Source organism: Streptomyces sp. AA1529, assembly GCF_000280905.1.
Lineage (GTDB): Bacteria > Actinomycetota > Actinomycetes > Streptomycetales > Streptomycetaceae > Streptomyces.
On record NZ_ALAP01000042.1, the window covers coordinates 142,535 to 163,486 of the forward strand.

Genomic DNA, 20,952 nt, shown 5'->3' on the forward strand with positions numbered 1-20,952 from the left:
GTGCGCCGGCTCCCCGCGCCCCGCTCGCTGCGCGGCCGCCTCATCCTCGGCCTGGTGGTCCTGCTGGCGGTGGTCTGCACCTCCGTGGGGGCCGCCACCGTGCTGGCGCTGCGCGGCTTCCTCACGGACCGGCTGGACGAGCAGCTCACCGCCGGGCGCGGCCGGTTCGCCGCCAGCCTGGAGCACGAGCACGCACCCGACGCCGACAACGACGGGGACACCCGGGGGCAGGCGGAGGACACGCTGGGGGCGCGGATCGTCGACGGCCGGGTCGTCGGGGCAGCCGTGGTCAAGGACACCGACGACGACCGCCTCGAACTGACCGCGGCGGACCGGCGCGCCCTCGTCGCCGTGCCGCGGGACGGCCGGGGGCACACCGTCTCGTTGACCGGGGTCGGTGACTACCGGGTGGCGGCCTGGTCCGGGGACGAGCACGACACCCTGCTGACGGGGCTGCCCCTGCACCCGGTCGAGGAGACCCTGCACCGTCTGGAAGCCGTGGAGGCGGGGGTGTTCGGGCTCGCCCTGGCGGCCACCGGGGCCGTGGGCGCGCTGTGGGTGCGCAGGTCCCTGCTGCCGCTGGAGCGGGTGGCGGACACGGCGGACCGGGTCGCCGAACTGCCGCTGGCCTCGGGGCAGGTGGACATGCCACCGCCGGTGCCCCGGGCGGATCCGGCGACGGAGGTCGGGCGGGTGGCGACGGCGATCAACCGGATGCTCGGGCATGTGGGGGACGCGCTGGACCGGCGGCACGCCGTCGAGGAACGGCTGCGGACCTTCGCCGCCGACGCGGGCCACGAGTTGCGCACCCCGGTGGCGAATGTGCGGGCGCGTGCCGAGCTCGCGCTGCGGCACCCCGGTCCGCTGCCCGGCGACGTCCGCCGTTCGCTGGAGCGGGTGGCTGCCGAGTCCCGCCGGATGAGCGTCCTGGTGGACGAACTGCTGCTGCTGGCGCGGCTGGACGCGGGGCGCGGGCTGGAGCGGGAGCCGGTCGATCTGACGCGGCTGCTGCTGGATGCGGCGGAGGACTGCCGGACGCTGTATCCGGAACACCGCTGGACCCTCGACCTGCCCGCGGCGCCGGTCGTCGTCGCCGGTGACGGATTCCGCCTGCATCAGGTGGTGAGCAATCTGCTCGCCAACGCCGGCCGGCACACTCCGCCCGGTACCCGGGTGGAGGTGGTCCTCGGCCGCGCGGCGCGGGAGGCCGTACTGACCGTCACCGACGACGGGCCGGGGATCCCGCGTGAACTCCTCGGCCAGGTCTTCCACCGGTTCACCCGGGGCGAGGCGGGACGCTCGCGGGAGCAGGGGTCCACGGGCCTGGGGCTCGCCATCGTCGACGCCGTCGTCTCCGCCCACGGCGGAACCGCCGGCGTCGAGAGCCGCCCGGGACGCACCCGCTTCCGCATCACGCTGCCCGCGGAGTCCCCGGGGCGGCCGGCCGCGGACGACTGACCGCCGGACACGGTGCCCGCCGCCCGGCACGGCGCCCGGTACGGCTCTGCCGCTGAGCGGCACCGGTGGACAGCGCCCGGACCAGGCGCGACGCTGACGATATACCCCACGCCCGACATTGCGGGCGTAACGGTCTCGGTGAAAGAGGGTGCGAGATGGGCCCGAGCTTCACGGTGGGCGTCGACGGCTCGCCCGAGAGCACGGCGGCTGCACGGTGGGCAGCCGGTACCGCGCAGCGCTGGGAGTCGGCGCTGCGCCTGGTGGCGGTCCGGACGGGCCCGGAGGGTGCCGCTCCGGGACGGGAGCCGGGGGCGCGAGCGGAGGCGGCACCGGAGCCGGGCAGGCAGGCGGAGGCGTCCGATGTGCTGCCGACCGTCGCGGACCAGCTGCGCGCCGAGCACCCGGCCGTACCGATCAGCACCTCGGCGCTGGAGGGGGCCGCCGCGGGGATCCTGACGCAGCTGTCGGGCGAGGCCGAGCTGCTGGTCCTCGGCTCGCGCGGGCTGGGCGCCGTCCACGGCTTCCTGGTCGGCTCGGTCGCCCTGCCCGTGGTCGCCCACACCCGGTGCCCCCTCGTCCTCGTCCGGGACTCCTCCCGTGCGGACGAGCGCACCGCACGGGGGACGGCCGAGCCCGCGGAGCGGGTCTCCGCGCATCCGGCACCCGGCGTGGTCGCGGGCTTCGACGTGCGGGAACCGGCCGCGGAGCCGCTGGAGTTCGCCTTCGCGGCCGCCCGCAGGTGGGGCGCGCCGCTGACGGTCCTGCACGGCTGGGAGCCGCCGCCCGTCTACGGGGCGCGGCCGCTGCCGCTGGCCGCGACGGCGCTGGAGGACGTGCTGGGCGAACGTGCGGCGCTGCTGAAGCAGGCGGTGGAGCCGTGGGCCGAGCGCTACCCCGACGTGGCGGTGGACGCGCGCGCCGTCCTGGAGCAGCCGGCGGTGCTGCTGACGCGGGCCGCCGCCGAGGCGCGACTGCTGGTCGTGGGGCGGCGTACCCGCGCCGCCCGGCCGGGCACGCACATCGGCCCCGTGACACACGGGGTCATGCACCACGCGTCCGCACCGGTGGCCGTGGTACCGCATCCCTGAGACCGCTGTCCTCGACGCCCGCCGGCGCTCCGCCGGAGGCGGCACCGGGAAGCGCAGGCCGTGCGGTGCCCGCGTATCAGAGCTCCCGGTCCGTGCCGGGGACCACGGCGACCGGGCAGGGCGCGTGCTGCAGCACCGCACTGCTGACCGATCCCAGCCGCAGCCCGGGGAAGCCGCCCCTCCCCCGCGAGCCCACCACCAGGAGCCCCGCACCCGCGGCCGCGTCGAGCAGGGTCTGCCGGATGCGCCCGTTCACGCTCCGCCGCTCGACGGGCACCTCCGGACAGCGCCCGGCCCAGCCGGCCACCGCCTCGGCGAGCAGCCGCTCCTCCCCGTCCCGCAGCTCCTCCACGACCTCCGCGATGGATCTGGTGGGGTCGGTGTGCGGGAGCGTGGGCACGCTCCACTCCGTCCACGCGTGCAGCGCGAGCAGGTCCGTCTCGTGCACGGCCGCCTCCTGGAAGGCGAAGGCGGTCGCCGCTTCGGCGGCGGGCGACCCGTCCACACCGAGCACCACAGGACCGGCCGGCGGCCGCGCGGAGCGGGCCACCAGCACCGGGGTCCGGGCGACGGCGGTCAGGTGGCGGGTGACCGAGCCGAGCAGTCCGCTCGCGACCCGGCCGTGTCCGCGGCTGCCGACCACCGTCAGGAACGCCTCCGCCGCGAGTGCCGCCAGCTGGGAGCGGGCGTCGTCCGTGGAGAGCGCCGTCTCGATCGCGATGCCCGGTGCGCGGTCCTCGGCGCGGGTGCGTGCCTCGCGCAGGATGCTCTCGCCGCGCTCGCGCGGGGCGTGCACACCGGTCTCGTGGCGCACCGCGGCCAGGCCCGGTGGCAGTGTCCGGTCCACGGCGTGGGCGATCACCAGCCGCCGGCCGTGTGCCGCGGCCTCCCCGGCGGCCAGCGCCAGCGCCGCTCCGGCCGGCTCGGAACCGTCCGTGCCGACGACGACCGGGGCGGCGTTCACCGCGACGCTCCGCGGCGTGCGTACGGGGTGCGACGGGTCATGCTGGCTCCCTGCTGTCGTGGCGCCGGGCGGGCGGCCGGGGCGCCGGGCACGCGGCACGGAGAGCGGACTCCGTCGCCGGGTCCGGCCCCGGCGGGGGCCGGGTCCCGGCGCCCCGCCGTGCCCCGGCCGTACAGCCCGGCTCCCGGAGCGCCCGGCTCCTGCCGGGAGAGGCACCGAGAGGGCCCGTCCGGTCCGGAACACCCGGCTCCTGAACGGAACGCTCCCGTCCCGGGCGGCCGGCGGCAACCGGACCGGTGCCCCACCGCCCGGCGCTCACTCGTACGGGTCAACGCCGGGCTGTTCGTCAGCACGCGGATCCGGCGGCCCGCGCCTGCCGGGGGCCGGCTCCCCGCGGCTGCCGGCGCCGTCCCGCGTGCCGTCTGCGCGGGACGGGGCGACGATGGCGGGGCGGAGGGGAATCGCAGGAACCGCCACCCGCGCGCTTCACGGCGCCGGCCGTTCGTCGTCACGGAGGTCTCCGTGCCCGCAGAGTCCGCAGCCGGCCAGGCAGGCCCGACCACCGCACCCGCGCTCGGCGCCGCCGAGCTGGACGCGCTGGAGGCACACTGGCGCGCCGCCTGCTATCTGTCCGCCGGACAGCTCTACCTGCGGGCGAATCCGCTGCTGCGCGCGCCGCTCGAACCGGCGCACATCAAACCCCGGCTGCTCGGGCACTGGGGGACGTGCCCCGGCCTCAACCTGGTCCACACCCATCTCAACCGGATCATCAGGGCGTGGCGGCGGCCGACGGTCTGCATCTGGGGGCCGGGCCACGGCGCACCCGCGGTGCTGGCGAACTCCTGGCTGGAGGGCAGCTACAGCGAGCTCTATCCCGATGTCGGCCGGGACGAGGCGGGCATGGACCGGCTGTTCGCGCAGTTCTCCGCACCCGGCGGCGTGCCCAGCCATGTGGCGCCGCAGACGCCGGGTTCCCTGCACGAAGGGGGCGAACTGGGCTACTCGCTGGCGCACGCCTACGGCGCCGCGCTGGACAATCCGGATCTGCTGGTGGCCTGCGTGATCGGGGACGGTGAGGCCGAGACCGGCCCGCTGGCGGCGTCCTGGCACGGCAACAAGTTCCTCGATCCGCTCCATGACGGCGCCGTGCTGCCGATCCTCCACCTGAACGGCTACAAGATCGCCAATCCGACGGTGCCGGCGCGGATGGACCGGGAGGAGCTGGACCAGCTGCTGCGCGGCTACGGGCACGACCCGCTGCACGTCCGCGGGACGGAACCGCGCCACGTGCACGAGGCGATGGCCCGGGCCATGGACACCGCCATGGAGCGCATCGCCGGTATCCAGAACGCCGCGCGGGACGCCGGGCTCGGCGGGCGGCCCCGCTGGCCGGTCATCGTGCTGGAGACCCCCAAGGGCTGGACGGGCCCGGCCACCGTGGACGGGGTACCGGTGGAGGGGACCTGGCGGTCCCACCAGATCCCCCTGGCGGGGGTGCGGGAGGATCCGGCACGGCTGCGGGAGCTCGCGGAGTGGCTGCTCTCCTACCGGCCCGAGGAACTGTTCGACGAGCGCGGCGCTCCCCGGGACCAGGTGCTGGCGTGCGTGCCGCACGGGGAGCTGCGGCTGGGCGCCTCGCCCTACGCCAACGGCGGTCTGCACACCCGCGAGCTGCCGCTGCCGCGCCTGGAGCGGTTCGCCGTCCCGGTGCCGGGCCCCGGCCGCAGCCGGCACAGTCCGACCGAGGTGCTCGCCGGGCTGCTCGCCGACCTCGTGGAAGCGACCGCCGAGCGCCGCGACTTCCGCGTCGTCGGACCGGACGAGACGGCGTCCAACCGGCTCCAGGAGCTCTACCGGGCGACGGGCAAGGCCTGGCAGGAGGCGGTCCTTCCGGTGGACGAGCATCTGGACCGGCACGGGCGGGTGATGGAGGTCCTCTCCGAGCACCTGTGCCAGGGCTGGCTGGAGGGCTACGTCCTGACGGGGCGGCACGGGGTGTTCTCCTGCTACGAGGCGTTCGTGCACATCGTCGACTCCATGGCGGCGCAGCACATCAAGTGGCTGAAGACCGCCGCCGCGCTGCCCTGGCGACGGCCCGTGCCCTCGCTCAACTACCTGCTCACGTCGCACGTGTGGCGGCAGGACCACAACGGCTTTTCGCACCAGGACCCCGGGTTCGTCGACCACATCCTCAACAAGAGCCCCGACGTGGTGCGGGTCTACCTGCCGCCGGACGCGAACACGCTGCTGTCCGTCTGCGACCACGTGCTGCGCAGTCGCGACTACGTGAACGTCGTCGTCGCCGGGAAGCACCCCTGCTTCGACTGGCTGTCCCTGGAGGAGGCCCGCGCCCACTGCGCCCGCGGCGCGGGCATCTGGAGCTGGGCCGGGACCGGGGACAGCGGCCGGGAGCCCGATGTGGTACTGGCCTGCGCGGGCGACGTGCCGACCATGGAGATCCTGGCCGCCGCCGCGCTGCTGCGGGAGCAGCTGCCCGAACTCGCGGTACGGGTCGTCAACGTCGTCGACATGACCCGCCTGCTGCCCCGCGAGGAGCACCCGCACGGGATGCCCGACCACGAGTTCGACGCGCTCTTCACCCGGGACCGGCCCGTCGTCTTCGCCTACCACGGCTACCCCTGGCTGGTACACCGGGTGGCCTACCGGCGGGCGGTCCACGACCAGTTGCATGTGCGCGGCTACAAGGAGATGGGCAGCACGACCACGCCCTTCGACATGGTCGTCCGCAACGACATGGACCGCTTCCGGCTCGTCATGGACGTCATCGACCGCGTCCCGGGGCTGGCCCCCCGGGCCGCCGCGGTGCGGCAGCGGATGGCGGACGCGCGCAGCCGCCACCACGACTGGATCCGGGAGCACGGCGAGGACCTGCCGGAGATCGCCGACTGGGAGTGGCAGCCCTCGCCTCCGGAGCCCTCCGGGGAGTCCGGACGGCAGCGGACCGATGCGGCGGGAGGCTCGGCATGAACGAGGTCGTGGTCGGGGTGGACGGCTCGGAGGAGAGCACGCGGGCCGCCCGGTGGGCGGGGCGCGAGGCCGGGGCGCGCGGGGCGGTGCTGCGCATCGTGGCGGCGGCCGGGCCCTGGGCGACGCCGGCGCCCGAGAGCGGGCCGGCGCCGGGTTCGTCGTGGCCGCGGGAGAACACCCGCGTGGCGGCGCAGGCGGCGCAGGACGCAGCCGGCGGGCTGGCCGTCCGGGAAGAGGTGGTCGGTGAGCGGCCGGTGAAGGCGCTGCTGACCGCCGCCCGGGAGGCGGACATGCTGGTCCTCGGCTCCCGGGCGCTCGGGCCCGTGGCGGGGTTCGTCCTGGGGTCGGTCGGACTGTCGGTGGTGGCCCACGCGACGCTGCCGGTGGTGGCGGTCCGCGACGGCGGGGCCCGCGCCCCGGCCCCGGTGCTGGTCGGGGTGGATGTCACCCACGACTGCGACCCGGTGCTCGGCTTCGCCTACGAGACGGCCCGGCAGCACGGTGTGGGGATCCGGGTGCTGCACGCGTGGAGCGTCCAGCACCAGTACGCCTATCCGTCGGCGCTGCCGGACCCGGCCGCCGTCGACCGGGCCGAAGCGGAGGCGGGGCGGGCGGTGGAGGAGGTGCTGGAGCCGTGGCGGCAGCGGTACCAGGACGTCGAGACGCGTGCCGTCCTGGCCCTCGGCGCCGCGGCGCCGTTCCTGCTGGACGAGAGCAGCAGTGCCGCGCTCCTGGTGACCGGACGGCGGACCAGGGGGCACCCGTTCCCCACCCGGATCGGACCCGTCACGCACGCGGCCCTGCACCACGCGGCCTGCCCGGTCGCGGTCGTACCGCACCGCTGATCCCCGCCCGCACCCGCGCCGCCGCGCGGTGCGGGGCCCGGCACGCCGGGGCCGGGCCCGGTGCGCGCCCCGCCGCGGGCGCCGGCGGTGGCCGCCCTGCGGCCGCTCTGTTTACCTGGAACCGGGCCGGACCGCCCGTCCGGCCCGGTGGCGGGATCCCGCGGCGCCGGACGGAGGGTGGGACCATGCCGGGGAACGAACCTCCGCACGACGAGTGGACCTGGAGCTACGAGGGGTACTCGCCGGAGCAGGAACGGCTCAGGGAGGCCCTGTGCACCCTGGGCAACGGCTACTTCGCCACCCGTGGCGCGGCGCCCGAGGCCGAGGCCGACGCGCACCACTACCCGGGGACGTACGCCGCCGGCTGCTACGACCGGCTCACCTCGCACGTCTCAGGCCGGCAGGTCGAGAACGAGGACATGGTCAACCTGCCCAACTGGCTGCCGCTGCGCTTCCGCCCGCGCCCCGACGGCGACGGCGACGGCGACGGCGACGGCGGGGAGCCGCCCTGGTGGGCGCCGGACCGGCCCGGGCTCCTGGAGTACCGGCAGCTCCTCGACCTGCGGGGCGGAGTCCTCACCCGGCGGCTGCGGTACCGGGATCCGGCGTCCGGGCACCGGCTGCGGGTGGTGCAGGAGCGCATCGTCCACATGGGTGACCCGCACCGGGCGGCACTGCGGACGACGTTCACCGCGGAGAACTGGTCCGGGGAGCTGGAGGTGGAGGCCGGTCTGGACGCGACCGTGACCAACAGCGGCGTCGAGCGGTACCGGGACCTCGCCGGTGCGCATCTGACCGCGGCGGAGGCGGGATCCGCCGGGGAGCACACCGTCTGGGTGCACTGCCGCACCCGTACCTCCCACCACACGATCGCACTCGCCGCGCGCCTGGGGTGCCCGGCCGGGGACGGCCGCATCCGGGTGACCGCGACGGAGGGCGGCCGCGCCCGGCAGCGGCTCGTCCTGACCCTGCGTCCGGGCGAGAGCGTGCACGTCGACAAGACCGCGGCCCTCTACCGCAGCGGGGACCGGGGCATCAGCGCTCCCCTCACCGCGGCACTCGAAGCGGTCGAACGCGCCCCCGCCTTCCCCGAACTGCTGGAGTCGCACCGGCTCGCCTGGCGGCACCTGTGGGAGCGGGCGCATCTGGAGGTGCCCGGGGAGACCGGGCGCATCCTGCGGCTGCACCACTTCCATGTGCTGCAGACCCTCTCCCCGCACACCGCCGGGCTGGATGTGGGGGTGCCCGCCCGCGGGCTGCACGGTGAGGCGTATCGCGGGCACGTCTTCTGGGACGAGTTGTTCGTGCTGCCGTACCTCAATCTGCACTTCCCCGAGGTCTCCCGCGCCCTGCTCGCCTACCGGCACCGCCGGCTGCCCGCGGCCTGCCGGAACGCCGAGGCCGCCGGGTACGCGGGGGCGATGTATCCGTGGCAGAGCGGCAGCGACGGACGCGAGGAGGCCCAGATCCTGCACCTGAACCCGGAGTCCCGGCGGTGGCTGCCGGACCACTCGCGGCTGCAGCGCCACGTGGGAGCGGCCGTCGCCTACAACGTGTGGCGCTACGCGGAGGCCACCGGCGACCGGGAGTTCCTGCACACGCAGGGCGCCGAGATCCTGCTGCGGATCGCTCGCTTCTGGTCCAGCGCCGCCGCGTACGAGGCGGCCGACGGGCGCTACCACATCCGGGGCGTGCTGGGGCCGGACGAGTACCACGACGCGTACCCCGGCAGCGGACGGCCGGGCATCGACGACAACGCCTACACCAACGCGGCCGCCTCCTGGGTGCTCGCCCGGGCGCTGGACCTCGTCCGCGGCCTCCCCCACCCGCGGCGGGACCATCTGCTGGCCGAACTGGGGCTCACCGCGGCGGAGCTGGACCGCTGGGAGGAGGTCTCGCGGCGGCTGTGCATCCCGTTCCACGGCGGGGTCATCGACCAGTTCGACGGCTACCACGCGCTGGCGGAGCTCGACTGGCAGCGCTACCGCGACCGGTACGGCGACATCCGCAGGCTCGACCGCATCCTGGAGGCCGAGGGGGACTCCGTCAACCGCTACCAGGCGTCCAAGCAGGCCGACGTCCTGATGCTCGGCTACCTGTTCCCGCCGCGGGAACTGGCCGCCCTCTTCCAGCACCTGGGGTACCGCGTCGACGAGGAGACCTGGGACCGCAGCGTCGACCACTACCTCTCCCGCACCAGCCACGGCTCCACCCTCAGCGGACTGGTCCACGGCTGGCTGCTGTCCAGGGAGCAGCGGCCCGAGGCGTGGCGCTACATGCAGGAGGCACTGCGGGGCGACGTGTGCGACCTGCAGGGCGGCACCACTCCGGAGGGCATCCACCTCGGCGCCATGGCCGGCACCCTCGACCTCGTCCAGCGCGGCCTGACCGGGCTGGAGGCACGGGACGGCACCCTCCACCTGGCGCCCGCCTCCGTCCCCGAACTGTGCAGCTACGGCTTCACCATCCGCTTCGGCGAGCACTGGGGCGTCCGCATCCGGCTGCGCAGGGACTTCCTGGAGGTGAGCCTCCCGTCGGCGGAACGGTCGGCGCTGCGGGTCGCCCTCGGCGGGCACACCGTCCTCGTCGCCCCCGGCGAGAGCCGCACCATCAGCCTGACGGAACCTCCACGCCCCTGACCGGGACATGACGGGGGACACACGAAGCGCCGGAGCCGCCGCCGTGCCACCGACGGCTCCGCCTCCGGGCCACCGGACGCGGCTCTCCGGCGCTGGTGCTCCGACCGGGAAGGTTCGCCGGGGCGGTCGTCCGGGCGGTTGGATGCACGGAGACGACCGCTCCGACTGCTGGGGTGCCGTGGCTGAGCTTGTCCGCGTGCGCCCGGCCTCCTTGACCCCCCGGTGGGCGGGAGGCCATCCCCACCTGCTCCCCGAGCGCAACGCCAAGCTGACCGCCCGACGAATCTACGCGGCCACAGCACGGGCGAGCAGGGGCTCACCGGGCAGGCGAACCGCTCGTGACCATGGACTCACGCAGGCGAGAGCATCTCCTGAAGGATGCGCTGCAGCTCGGCGCGGTCCTGGGGGGTGACCCTCGCCAACCTGCGGTCGTACTCCGCCGCGAGGGCTGCAAGTGCACGATCCCGCGCCTCTGTGCCCTCAGCGGTCAGTACGAGCCGATGACGCCGCAGGTCCGCCTCGTCGATCTCGCGGCGGATGAAGCCCTTGGCGACGAGGTTGCGGACGTAGACCGTCACGCTCGCCTTGGGCAGCAGCAGCGCCGTCGCGATCTCGGCGGGGTACGGCGATGCCTCCACCTCGGCCAGGACGAAGAACTCCTTCGTCTCCAACCCGAGCTCGGCCAGCTCCTCCGTGCAGGCATCCATCACGACTGCCAGCAGCCGCTGGTTCAGCGTCCACAGCTGCGCCCCATCGACCGGCATGCGAGCCCTCCTCCATGTGGTACAGTTTCGTATTAGTCTCAGATCATATAAAAACAGTCGCGTACTGGACTCTTATAGAACAACAATCTCACGAAAGAAGCCAGGCATGGTTCAGCACCTCAGAATCCCGCGCGGGCCCGTCAACCTCGCCGCGGACCTCCATCTGCCCGACAGCGCCGACAGCAGCGCACCGCTGTGCGCCGTGGTGCTCTCCACCCCGGGCAGCAGCGTGAAGGAGCAGATCGGCGCCAACTACGCCTCCCGTCTCGCCGCCCGGGGCATCGCGGCGCTCGTCCTCGACCCCGCCCATCAGGGTCAGAGCGAAGGCGAGCCCCGCGACCTCGAAGACCCCTACCGCCGAGGCGAGGACATCTCCTACGCCCTCGACGTGCTCACCACGGCCCCCGGTATCGACCCGCAGCGCATCGGCGTCCTCGGCATCTGCGCCGGCGGCGGCTACGCCGTGCACACCGCCCGCACGGACCACCGCATCAAAGCGGTCGGCACGGTCGTCCCCGTCAACATCGGCAACGCCTTCCGCAGCTTCTCTCCTGATGGTCCGGCCGCAGCACTCGACGCCCTCGGGGACGCGCGGACCGAAGAGGGCCGCTCCGGCGAGATGACCCGCGTGAACTGGCTGCCCGACACCCTCGAGGACGCCACGGCAGCGGGCCTGACCGACATCGACACCACTCAGGCCGTCACCTACTACCGCACCGAGCGCGGCGGCAACGAACACTCCACGAACCTCCGCCTCCTGCGCAGCGACCCCCTCCTGCTGGGCTACGACGCCTTCCACCTGGCCGATCAGCTCATGACCCAGCCCCTCCAGGTCGTCCTCGCCGGACGCACCGGCAACACCGGCTCCTACGACATGGGCATGCAGCTGTGGAAGCTGGCCCCCAACCCAGTCGACCTCATGGTGATCGACGGCGCCGGCCACTACGAGATGTACGACGAGCCCGCATACGTCGACGCCGCCGTCGAAAGGCTGACCAACTTCTACGTCAACAACCTGTAAGGCATCCAACCCGGCGAACCTGTGCGGTCACAGCACCAGCGGGATCCGCGACCGGGACGGAACCTTCCGGTGAGCGTGCGCCTGCGGAACGATGCGTCCACCGGTGCGCCGCAAGTGCGCCCCGCAGAGCACTCGGGCCCAGCGGCCCCTCCCGGATTCTCCGGAGCGGGCACTCACAGGCGCCACTCCTCGAAGAGGATACCCAGCAGATTCTCCTGCCTGGCCTTGAGCAGTTCGGGAGTCCATTCGCTGTGCTGGAGCACCTGGCCGGTCAGGGCGAAAGGGACCACTCCGCCACGGCCCGTGAAATACTTGGCCTTCTTGGCAGCGAACACGTAATTCTGTGCAGCCGAGTTCTTGGCACGGTTCAGCAGCACCAGATTGCCCAATCGGTGCGTCCACTGATGACGTTGTTCCTCGTCGAACAGCTCGGCCCACTGCGAGTCGGGGCTCGGGTTCTGCGGCAGTACGTGCTCCACCGTGATGAGCGGGTGGTCGTAGGTGACTCCTTGTCCACGAGCCAGCAGCTCGTCGAGTCGGAGGAGGACGTACTTGCGGATCTTGCCGACCAGGTAGAGCTCGCCGTCGAGCTTGGCCCGCGTGTCTGTCCGCTCCTCCTCACGGAGTTCGAGCGCCGGCGAGTCGAGCCCATGGCCTTCGTCGAGTTGACGAAGGAGCTCGGCATAGCGCGTCACCCGGGGGGTGGTGTAGACCCGCCGGATGAACATGCTGGCCGACAGCCGCTCCAGCGCACGCATGAAGGTGTCGAGCCAGTCGGGATCGTTCTCGTGATGTCGCAGCGCCCAAAGCGCCGCAGGCCGCCCGATGATGACGGACGAAGCGGGCCGCCGGACACTCGATCAGCTCAACTGTTCCCGGCCGCACGGGGCCTCGTCCGGCATCGGTCCGCGCACCCCGCGGGCGCGGCCCCCCCCGGCCCGGCCCCGGCCCGGTGTGCCGTCCGGGGGTGGTGGGTGCGGGGTGCCGGGCGCCGGGGCCGGGGCCGGGGGCCGGGGCGCGGGTGTCAGTCCCGGTAGTCGGGGGCGATGCGTTCGACCAGCCGGAGCAGCGCGGACCAGGCGAGGTCGTAGCCCTGCTCGTCCTGGAGGTCGGACTCGTCGTCCTCGCCGGAGAGTTGGCGTGCGGTGCGTTCGCAGACCCCGGAGGGCGGCAGGGTGAGCCGGGCTCCGCCGGACTGGGCCGAGAGCTGGATCTCGCACGCCTTGTCCAGGTAATACATGCGCAGGAACGCCTGGGCGGGGGTTTCGCCGACGGTGAGCAGGCCGTGGTTGCGCAGGATCATGGCCGGGTGCCCGCCGAGGTCGGCCACCAGGCGCTGCTGCTCGGCGAGGTTGAGGGCGACGCCCTCGTAGTCGTGGTAGCCGATCCGGCCGTGGAACTCCATGGAGATCTGGTTCACCGGGAGCAGGCCCTGCTCCTGGGCGGCGACGGCGCATCCGGCCCTGGTGTGGGTGTGCAGCACGCAGTGGGCGTCCGGGCGGGCGGCGTGCACGGCGCTGTGGATGACGAAACCGGCCGGGTTGACCGGGTGGGGACTCTCCTCGACGGCACGGCCGGACAGGTCGATCTTGACGAGGTTCGAGGCGGTGATCTCCTCGAAGAGCAGGCCGTAGGGGTTGATCAGGAAGTGCTGCTCGGGCCCGGGGAGGCGCGCCGATATGTGGGTGAAGATCAGGTCGGTCATCCGGAAGTGCGCCACCAGGCGGTAAACCGCGGCGAGTTCGCGGCGCAGCCGCAGTTCCTCGTCGGAGACGGTCCGGGCGGCCCGGTCGGCGCGGGTGGTCGGGGCGGTCACAGGGTGCCTCCTTCAGGGGCGGAATCGATGACGCGGGTGCCGGGGGTGCCGGAGGTTGCGGGGGTGACGACGGGGGTGAGGGGCTGCCCCGTGCGGTGCCAGGCGACGACGTTCTCGGCCGGGCGCTCCACATAGGTGCGGCACGCGGCGTCGGAGAGGAAGGCCATGTGCGGGGAGAGCAGCAGCCGGGGATGGGTGCGCAGCGGGTCGTGCGGGGCGGGGGGCTCGGTGGGGAGGACGTCGAGAGCGGCCCCGGCGAGCCGTCCGCCGTCGAGGGCTGCCAGCAGCGCGGTGTGGTCGAGCAGGCCGCCGCGTGCGACGTTGACCAGGACGCTGCCCTCCGGCAGCCGGTCGAGCTCGGTGCTGCCGATGAGGCCGCGGGTGGCATCGGTGAGCGGGGCGTGCAGGGACAGCACATCGCTGGAGGCCAGCAGGGTGTCCAGGCCGGTCCGCCGGAAGGCGGCGGGCCCACGCGCCGGGCGGTCCAGCGGATCGTGGGCGAGGACGCGGCCGAAGAGCGGCGCGGCCAGCTCGGCGAATCGGGTGGCGATCCGGCCGGTGCCCACCAGGCCGAGGGTCAGCTCGCCCGGTCGCCGGGGCAGCCGCGGCAGGTCGCCGGTCCAGCCGCCGCGCCGCACCGCCGCGTCGGCCTGCGGAAGCTCCCGGATCAGCGACAGGGCGGCGGCGAGCGCGTGGACCGCGACCTCCTCGGTTGCCGCGCCCGGGAGGTTGCACACCCACACGCCGCGGGCACGGGCAGCCTCGGTGTCGACCATGTCGTAGCCGACCGAGCAGGTGGCCACGATGCGCAGCGCCGGGAGCCGGTCGAGGAGGTCGGCGTCGATGCGGGCGTACCCGACGAGCAGGGCGACCGCGTCCGCCGCCGCCCGGACGACGGCGTCCGGGGCCGGGCTGTCGGCGATCCGCACCTCGAACCCCGCCTCGGTCAGCTTCGCCACCCCGGGGGCCGGGTCCAGGTCGTCGGGATCGGTGAAGACGGCGAGCGGCGGGCCGGTCATGTCGTGCTCCTGGTCGGTGTGTCGGTCGTGTGCGGCCGGCGCCCGGTCGGGGACCGGGGTCGGTCGGCGGTCGGTCGTCGGTGGCCGGTCGGCGGTCGGCCGGGGAGGCGGTCGGGGCCGGCCGCCGGCTCGGGCCGGTGGCGCGGCCTCAGACCCCGGCGGTCGCCGGACGGCCGGCCGCCGGGCTGTCCGCGGTCACCGGACCGTCCGGGTCTCGCCCGCCAGGCGCCGGCGCCACGCCTCGACGACAGCTTCCTCGGTCGGCCTGGTGGCCAGGCTGACGACCACGTAGGCGACCAGGCCGGCGAGCAGGCCGTAGTAGATCGGCTCGTTGGCGAGGAGCCCGTCGGCCACCATAAAGGTGAGCACCGTGCTGCCGCCCGCGACCATCGAGGCAAGGGCGCCCTGGAGGTTGCCGCGCCGCCAGACCAGGCCGCCGAGCACCGGTATCAGCAGACCGCCGACGAGCAGGTCGTAGGCCACGGTGAGGGCCGCGATGACATCGCCGAGCAGGCAGGCGAGGGCCATGGACAGCACGCCGAGGACGGCGACGGCGACCCGGTCGGAGGCGACGCTCACCCCGGCGGGCAGGGCGTGCTGGACGATCGCGGCGAACGCCTGGTCGGCGTCGGCGAGCCGCGGGTGGAGCGTCTTGGTGGCCATGCCGATGACGGCCCCGGCCACGGCGTAGACCAGGCAGTAGGCGCCCGCGGCGGTGCCGCCCCAGGCGGCGACCCGGTCGCTGCGCGCGGTGAAGACCCGCTGCCAGATGTCCTGGCCGATGAGCATGCCGAAGCTTTGACATCCTCGCTCACCTAAAGGGGGGCGATCCCCGCCTGCCGAGCCGTTGACCGGCGCGGCTTCGGGTGGGTTCCTGGTTCATCGCGCGATGCCGGGACGGGCCTCGGTCTTATCTGCGCTCCGCAGGCTGATGCCGCCAGTCCGGCGGCCTTGGCGACATTGACCGCCGCGTTCACATCGCGGTCGAGGACGGCCCTGCACGCCGAGCACGTCCAGGTGCGGACGTGTAGAGGTTTGGGGCCGTCCTTGGTGCCGCACTGCGAGCACACCTGGGAAGTCGGCTCGAACCGGCCGATTTTCACGAGGGTGCGCCCGTATCGAGCGGCCTTGTATTCGAGCATGGTCACGAACTGCGACCATCCGGCGTCGTGCACGGACTTGGCCAGGCGTGTGCGGGCGAGTCCTTTGACCGCCAGGTCTTCCACCGCGATGGCTTGGTTTTCGCGGATCAGCTTGGTGGAGAGCTGATGGTGGAACTCCCGCCGGGCGTCGGCCGCCTTCGCGTGTGCGCGAGCGACCTTGAGCCGGGCCTTTCTCCGGTTGCTGGATCCTTTCGCCTTCCGGTTCAGCAACTGCTGTGCCTTCTTGAGCCTCTTCTCGGCCCGGCGCAGGAAGCGCGGATTGTCGATCTTCGTGCCGTCGGAGAGAATCGCGAAGTTCGACAGGCCCAGGTCCATGCCGACCTCGGGCGCTACCTCCGGGAGGACTTCGGAGGGCTCGGTCTCGACCACGAAGGACGCGAAATATCTACCGGCCGCATCCTTGATCACAGTCACCGTGAACGGCACGGACGGCAGGGAGCGCGACCATTTCACGGCCACATCGCCGACCTTGGGAAGCCGCAGCTTCCCGCCAGGGGTGATCTTCCATCCGGCGTTCGCGGTGAACCGTACGGACTGCCGATTGTCCTTGCGGCTCTTGAATCTGGGAGGCCCATGCGGGGGCGTCTGCCCTTGAGGCCGTCGAAGAAGTTCCGGTACGCCGTGTCCAGGTCCCGAAGAGACTGCTGGAGGACCACCGACGACACCTCACCGAGCCATGCGCGCCCCGGCGTCCCCTTTGACGCGGTGAGCCGCTTGGACAGCTCACCGGAGGTGACGAACGGCAGCCCGGCGGCGCGGGCGTCCTCCCGGACGCGCAACGCGTCGTTGAAGACGACCCGAGCGCACCCGAACGCCCTGGCCAGCGCCGAGCGCTGCGGACCGTTCGGGTACAGACGGAACCCGTACCTGAGCTGCACAGCGGTCATCATACATATTTGGGTCATGTCGACATGTTGAATTCCAAATCCTGATGTACGCACCGGCCGTCACCTCGTCCACAACCTTCATGTCCAGCTGGTCTCTGTCACGAATCACCAGCCCCGAACCATGACCGACCGGCCGAGGTCACGCACGCGCTGCTCCCCGACGACGGGCCAGGCGCAGCCGACCACTGGATCGTCGTCCATGGCCGGCTGCTGCGGCCCCGGCCGGGTCCCGCCGACCGGTCGCACACCGACCCGGCCCGAATCTCCGCGCTGGGCACCGCGCTCGGCACTCCCTATGTGCACCTCGACCGGACGCGGCTGCGGGCCCTGGTCCCGAGCGCGCCGGACGCCCGGCCGGGCCCTCCCGCGCAGGCCGCCGCCCTCGGCTGGACCCTCGGCTTCAGCTCACCGGTACCAGCGGCCGAGCTGCCCGGCGCCGACGCCCAGGCCGGGCGGGCGCTGGAGCGGGCCGTCGCCAGCGAGGCCCCGGCGGTGGTCCACAGCGCGGCGCACACCCTCCACTCGCTGGTGTCCGCGCCCGAAGCACACGAACACGCCCGGGCCCGGTTCGCCCCGCTCACGGGGGCCGGCTGAGGGGCTCATGCCGGGGGTTTGCTTCCCCAGATGCGGACGGTGTCGCCGACCCGCATCCAGTTCCAGAGGCGCTCCGCGTCGTCGTGGCGGAGATTGACGCAGCCGTGCGAACCGGGCGGGCTGTAGATGTTCTTGCGGGTGCCGTGCAGGGCCTGGCCCCCGCTGAAGTACTGGCTGAAGGGCATCGGCTGGTGGTACAGGCTCGAATAGTCGTCGCGCACACGCCGCTGGATGGAGAACCGTCCGGTGCGCGTCTCGTACCCCGGCGCGCCGCTGCGCAGGGGCACCGCCTGGACGACGACCTTGCGGCCCTTGAGCAGCCACATCACCTGGTGGGTCAGATCGAGGCAGGCGACCCGCCCGCGTTCGGGCGGGCAGTGCCCGTCCGCCAGCAGCTGCTCGGGGTGCCCGGCCGCCCAGCGCGCGTACAGGGCGCGGTAGGTGGTGGGTGAGGCGAGGCCGTCCGCGGGGAGCACGCCCTCCCGCTCCTGGAAGTCCCGGATGGCGGCGCAGTCCTGCGGCGACTGGGTACCGTCCACCGGGAGTCCCAGGTATCCCTCGACCTCGCGCTGCCGCGGACCGGTTCCGGTGGTGCACTCGCGCTGCGGTTCGGGCTCCTGCGGGGCGGTCTCCTGTGGTTCGGGCTCCTGCCCGGCGGGGCGGGCCGTCGCTGAGCGCGGATGGCCGGCGGCGGTGCCGGCCAGGGGCGGGACGAGCGCCTGCGCGGGCGCGGCTTCGGCGAGGCCGAGCAGCAACAGCAGCGCGAGGGCGGGGGTGTGTGTTTTTCGTACGGACCGCGGGAATGTGTTCGCTGGCATGCACGGGGCTGTGCCCTGCCGACCGGATGCGCAGCACGGAAGTCCGCCGAATCACCTGAGCGCCGCACACCGGCTCCCGGCTGCGGGCCGGTCGCACCGCGCCGGTCCCCTCCCGGTCCGGCCTCGCTCCGGTCCGCGCCCCGGTCCGGCCTCGCCCCGGTCCGCGCTCCGGCCCGGGTGGAGCACCGGGCCGGGTGCGCGGACGGCGGAAGGCCGCTGTCAGCCGGTCAGCGTGGCCGGGTCGCTGACGCCCGGCTCGCCGGTCTCGACATGGCCGGCGAGGCGGCGCTTCCAGCCGGGGTCGGCCTCGCAGGTGACCTCGAGGTCGTACCAGCGCTCGCTCTTCCGCAGCCGCACCGTGGTCACCACTTCGGCGCCCGGGCGCACCGTGTGCGTCCGCTCGGCGCCGCCGTAGGCGTTGCTCACCGTCAGCGTGCGGTCGGTGTCGGCGGCGTTGGTGAGGGTCAGCTCGATGTCGCCGCTCTTGGCGAGGTGGCGTGCGGTCACCTCGCAGCCCGCCTGCTTGTTGGGGCCCTTGAAGGTGCGCAGGAAGCCGTTCGGACCGTGCGCCGTCAGGTCGTAGCTGCCGCCGGAGTAGGCGCTGTTCCAGGTGTCGGACAGCTCCTTGCCCGCCTCGGTGGTGTAGGTCCAGGGGCCGTCGCCGCGGTTCGCGGAGGTGACGAGGAAGAAGGCGCCCGCCGACTTCCCGCCGCTGAAGGTGAGGGTGAATCTGCCGTCGGAGGTGCGGGCCGCGCCGTCCACCAGCGGTGCGTAGGGCAGCGGGCGCGTGTGCCGCGAGCCGGCCTCCTGGCGGGGCAGCACCGGCTTGGCCGGCGGCTTGGGCACATAGCTGTCGTGCCGGTCCCGGTCCGGGGGCTCGTAGGCGTCGGTGCTCGGCAGCCGCGCGGGTTCGGTGTCCTTGAGGGTGAAGTCGAACGCCGAGGTCAGGTCGCCGCACAGGGACCGGCGCCATGGCGAGATGTGCGGCTCGTGCACCCCGAAGCGGCGCTCCATGAAGCGGAGGATGGAGGTGTGGTCGAACAGTTCGGAGCACACGTAGCCGCCGGTGCTCCAGGGCGAGACGACGAGCATCGGCACCCGCTGGCCGAAGCCGTAGGGTCCGGGGGCGTATCCGGAGAGGCCGCCGGTGTACTGGTCGAGGGAGGTGTCCGCGGTGGCGCGGCCCTGGGCCGCGGAGGCCGGCGGATAGGGCGGTACGACGTGGTCGAAGTAGCCGTCGTTCTCGTCGTAGGTGATGAACAGCGCCGTCTTCGCCCAGACCTCCGGGTCGGCGGTCAGCGCGTCCAGCACCTGGGAGATGTACCAGGCTCCGTAGTTGGCGGGGAAGTTGGGGTGCTCGGTGAACGCCTCGGGGGCGGCGATCCAGGAGATCTCGGGGAGCCTGCCCGCCTTGACGTCGGCCTTGAGCTGGTCGAAGAAGCCGTCGCCCTGCTCGGCGTCGGTGCCGGTGCGGGCCTTGTCGTGGAGCGGGTCGCCGGGCCGGGCGTTGCGGTACGCGTCGAAGTAGAGCAGCGAGTTGTCGCCGTAGTTGCCGCGGTAGGCGTCCTCGATCCAGCCCCAGTGGCCGTCCGCGTCGAGGCCGTCGCCGACGTCCTGGTAGATCTTCCAGGAGATGCCGGCCTCCTCCAGGCGTTCGGGGTAGGTGGTCCAGCCGTAGCCGGCCTCCTCGTTGCCCAGGACGGGGCCGCCCCCTTTGCCGTCGTTCCCGGCGTGCCCGCTCCACATGTAGTAGCGGTTGGGGTCGGTGGCGCCGATCATCGAGCAGTGGTAGGCGTCGCAGACGGTGAAGGCGTCGGCGAGCGCGTAGTGGAAGGGGATGTCCTTCCGGGTCAGATACGCCATGGTGCCGGTGCCCTTGGCGGGGATCCACTGGTCGTACCGGCCCTCGTTCCACGCCTGGTGGCCGCCCGCCCAGTCGTGGTTGAGGCCGGCGATGAACTGCATGCCGAGGTTCTCGGCGTCGGGGTGGTAGGGCAGTACGTCCTTGTGTCCGTCGGACTGCTGCCAGACCGTCCGGTTGCCGGTCGGTGCCGCGGGGCGGGGGTCGCCGAAGCCGCGCACTCCGCTCAGGGTGCCGAAGTAGTGGTCGAAGGACCGGTTCTCCTGCATCAGCACGACGATGTGCTCGACGTCGTCGATCGTGCCGGAACGGCGGGCCGCGGGGATGGCTGCGGCCCGCGCGATGCTGCCGGAGAGGGCGGAGAAGCCCGCGGTCGCGCCGGCTATCTGGAGGAACCGGCGCCGGTTGAGTTCTGGCATGGGTCTGCTGACCTCACAGGGCGAATCGGAATCGTCGGACCGGCAGAGTCTGTCAACAACAGCGGCACCAGGGAAGGCCACCTGTATGAACAAGTTGGCAACATCTGGGAACGGTTCCCGCAAGGACACCCCCTACCACCAGCAAAGATTTCCGGGGACGGCGGGTCGACGACTGCCGGGCTGCGTTCCTCGCCGTTGGATACCGTCGGATACCGTCGGAGTCCGCCCTCGTGACCACCGCCACACGCCGTCGGCCGGAATACGGGGCACCCCGACACGCGCGGCAGCGGACGGGCCGCGGCCCGCCGGGGGACGCACGATGAAGCGGTGAAGGAGGACCAACCGATGGCCGAGGAGCAGGACGGGTCCCCGGAGGGCGGCCGCGAGGTGGCGGCGTCCGGCAGGTGGGCGCGGGCGAGGCAGTGGCTGGACCGGGCGAAGGGGTCGGCCGGCTACGAGCGGCAGACCCTGGAACTCATCGGCAAGAGCGCCCTGGCGGCCACCGCGGCCTGGTACGTGGCCCACAACGTGCTGGCCGCGCAGAGCCCCGCCTTCGCGCCCTTCTCCGCGGTCCTCATCATGCAGGTGACCATCTATCAGTCGCTGGT

Annotated in this window: 14 protein-coding genes and 3 pseudogenes; 8 read left to right on the top strand and 9 right to left on the bottom strand. The window is 73.3% G+C overall.

Going from position 1 to position 20,952, the window contains the following annotated elements; all coding sequences use genetic code 11:
• Both A949_RS0113340 and A949_RS0113345 read left to right on the top strand, forming a co-directional pair.
• The gene (locus A949_RS0113340) at positions 1–1,458 is read left to right on the top strand and encodes a sensor histidine kinase (RefSeq protein ID WP_019356514.1); all 1,458 of its coding nucleotides are present in this window, start codon (positions 1–3) and stop codon (positions 1,456–1,458) included.
• Positions 1,459–1,613: 155 nt separating this feature from the next.
• A complete protein-coding gene (locus A949_RS0113345) occupies positions 1,614–2,546 on the top strand; it encodes a universal stress protein (protein WP_019356515.1) in 933 nt (310 codons plus the stop codon).
• A 76-nt stretch (positions 2,547–2,622) separates the two neighbouring features.
• Here the strand turns inward: A949_RS0113345 and A949_RS0113350 are convergent, their stop codons facing one another.
• Positions 2,623–3,510: a universal stress protein gene (locus A949_RS0113350; protein ID WP_019356516.1), complete on the bottom strand. Its 888-nt coding sequence runs from the start codon at positions 3,508–3,510 to the stop codon at positions 2,623–2,625.
• Between the two features lie 522 nt (positions 3,511–4,032).
• On the opposite strand from A949_RS0113350, the gene A949_RS0113355 reads away from it, so the two are divergent.
• The 3 genes from A949_RS0113355 (at position 4,033) to A949_RS0113365 (ending at position 9,982) form a co-directional block, all read left to right on the top strand.
• The gene (locus tag A949_RS0113355) at positions 4,033–6,498 is read left to right on the top strand and encodes a phosphoketolase family protein (protein WP_019356517.1); all 2,466 of its coding nucleotides are present in this window, start codon (positions 4,033–4,035) and stop codon (positions 6,496–6,498) included.
• Positions 6,495–7,343 carry a universal stress protein gene (locus A949_RS0113360; protein WP_019356518.1) on the top strand — a complete coding sequence of 283 codons (849 nt, stop codon included), beginning with the start codon at positions 6,495–6,497 and terminating at the stop codon, positions 7,341–7,343. The genes A949_RS0113355 and A949_RS0113360 overlap by 4 nt, the downstream gene beginning before the upstream one ends.
• Positions 7,344–7,528: 185 nt before the next feature.
• Positions 7,529–9,982, top strand: coding sequence for a glycoside hydrolase family 65 protein (locus A949_RS0113365; protein WP_019356519.1), 2,454 nt, complete (start codon positions 7,529–7,531; stop codon positions 9,980–9,982).
• 350 nt (positions 9,983–10,332) lie between these two features.
• On the opposite strand, the gene A949_RS0113370 is transcribed toward A949_RS0113365, so the two are convergent.
• Positions 10,333–10,746 carry a MarR family winged helix-turn-helix transcriptional regulator gene (locus A949_RS0113370; protein WP_019356520.1) on the bottom strand — a complete coding sequence of 138 codons (414 nt, stop codon included), beginning with the start codon at positions 10,744–10,746 and terminating at the stop codon, positions 10,333–10,335.
• A 106-nt stretch (positions 10,747–10,852) separates the two neighbouring features.
• Here A949_RS0113370 and A949_RS0113375 point away from each other — a divergent pair, with 106 nt between their 5' ends.
• A complete protein-coding gene (locus A949_RS0113375) occupies positions 10,853–11,767 on the top strand; it encodes an alpha/beta hydrolase (protein WP_019356521.1) in 915 nt (304 codons plus the stop codon).
• 173 nt (positions 11,768–11,940) lie between these two features.
• Here A949_RS0113375 and A949_RS0113380 read toward each other — a convergent pair whose 3' ends face one another.
• From A949_RS0113380 to A949_RS33315, 5 genes and pseudogenes are all read right to left on the bottom strand, one after another.
• Positions 11,941–12,525 carry an HNH endonuclease family protein gene (locus tag A949_RS0113380; RefSeq protein ID WP_019356522.1) on the bottom strand — a complete coding sequence of 195 codons (585 nt, stop codon included), beginning with the start codon at positions 12,523–12,525 and terminating at the stop codon, positions 11,941–11,943.
• A gap of 266 nt (positions 12,526–12,791) precedes the next feature.
• Positions 12,792–13,583, bottom strand: coding sequence for a class II aldolase/adducin family protein (locus A949_RS0113385; RefSeq protein ID WP_019356523.1), 792 nt, complete (start codon positions 13,581–13,583; stop codon positions 12,792–12,794).
• The gene (locus A949_RS0113390) at positions 13,580–14,602 is read right to left on the bottom strand and encodes a C-terminal binding protein (protein ID WP_019356524.1); all 1,023 of its coding nucleotides are present in this window, start codon (positions 14,600–14,602) and stop codon (positions 13,580–13,582) included. The genes A949_RS0113385 and A949_RS0113390 overlap by 4 nt, the downstream gene beginning before the upstream one ends.
• Positions 14,603–14,797: 195 nt before the next feature.
• A pseudogene (locus tag A949_RS33310) lies at positions 14,798–15,400 on the bottom strand (sodium:solute symporter); the annotation flags it as partial.
• Between the two features lie 17 nt (positions 15,401–15,417).
• A pseudogene (locus A949_RS33315) lies at positions 15,418–16,643 on the bottom strand (RNA-guided endonuclease InsQ/TnpB family protein).
• 306 nt (positions 16,644–16,949) lie between these two features.
• On the opposite strand from A949_RS33315, the gene A949_RS0113405 reads away from it, so the two are divergent.
• The gene (locus A949_RS0113405) at positions 16,950–17,246 is read left to right on the top strand and encodes a hypothetical protein (protein ID WP_019356526.1); all 297 of its coding nucleotides are present in this window, start codon (positions 16,950–16,952) and stop codon (positions 17,244–17,246) included.
• A gap of 5 nt (positions 17,247–17,251) precedes the next feature.
• Here the strand turns inward: A949_RS0113405 and A949_RS33320 are convergent, their stop codons facing one another.
• Together A949_RS33320 and A949_RS0113415 are read right to left on the bottom strand one after the other, a co-directional pair.
• Entirely contained in the window at positions 17,252–18,064 is an 813-nt protein-coding gene (locus A949_RS33320; protein ID WP_078534533.1) for a L,D-transpeptidase family protein, read from the bottom strand.
• A 219-nt stretch (positions 18,065–18,283) separates the two neighbouring features.
• Complete coding sequence (locus A949_RS0113415; protein ID WP_019356528.1) at positions 18,284–20,344, bottom strand: phosphocholine-specific phospholipase C; 2,061 nt, start codon at positions 20,342–20,344, stop codon at positions 18,284–18,286.
• Positions 20,345–20,671: 327 nt separating this feature from the next.
• On the opposite strand from A949_RS0113415, the pseudogene A949_RS0113420 reads away from it, so the two are divergent.
• Positions 20,672–20,952: pseudogene (locus A949_RS0113420) on the top strand (hypothetical protein); the annotation flags it as partial.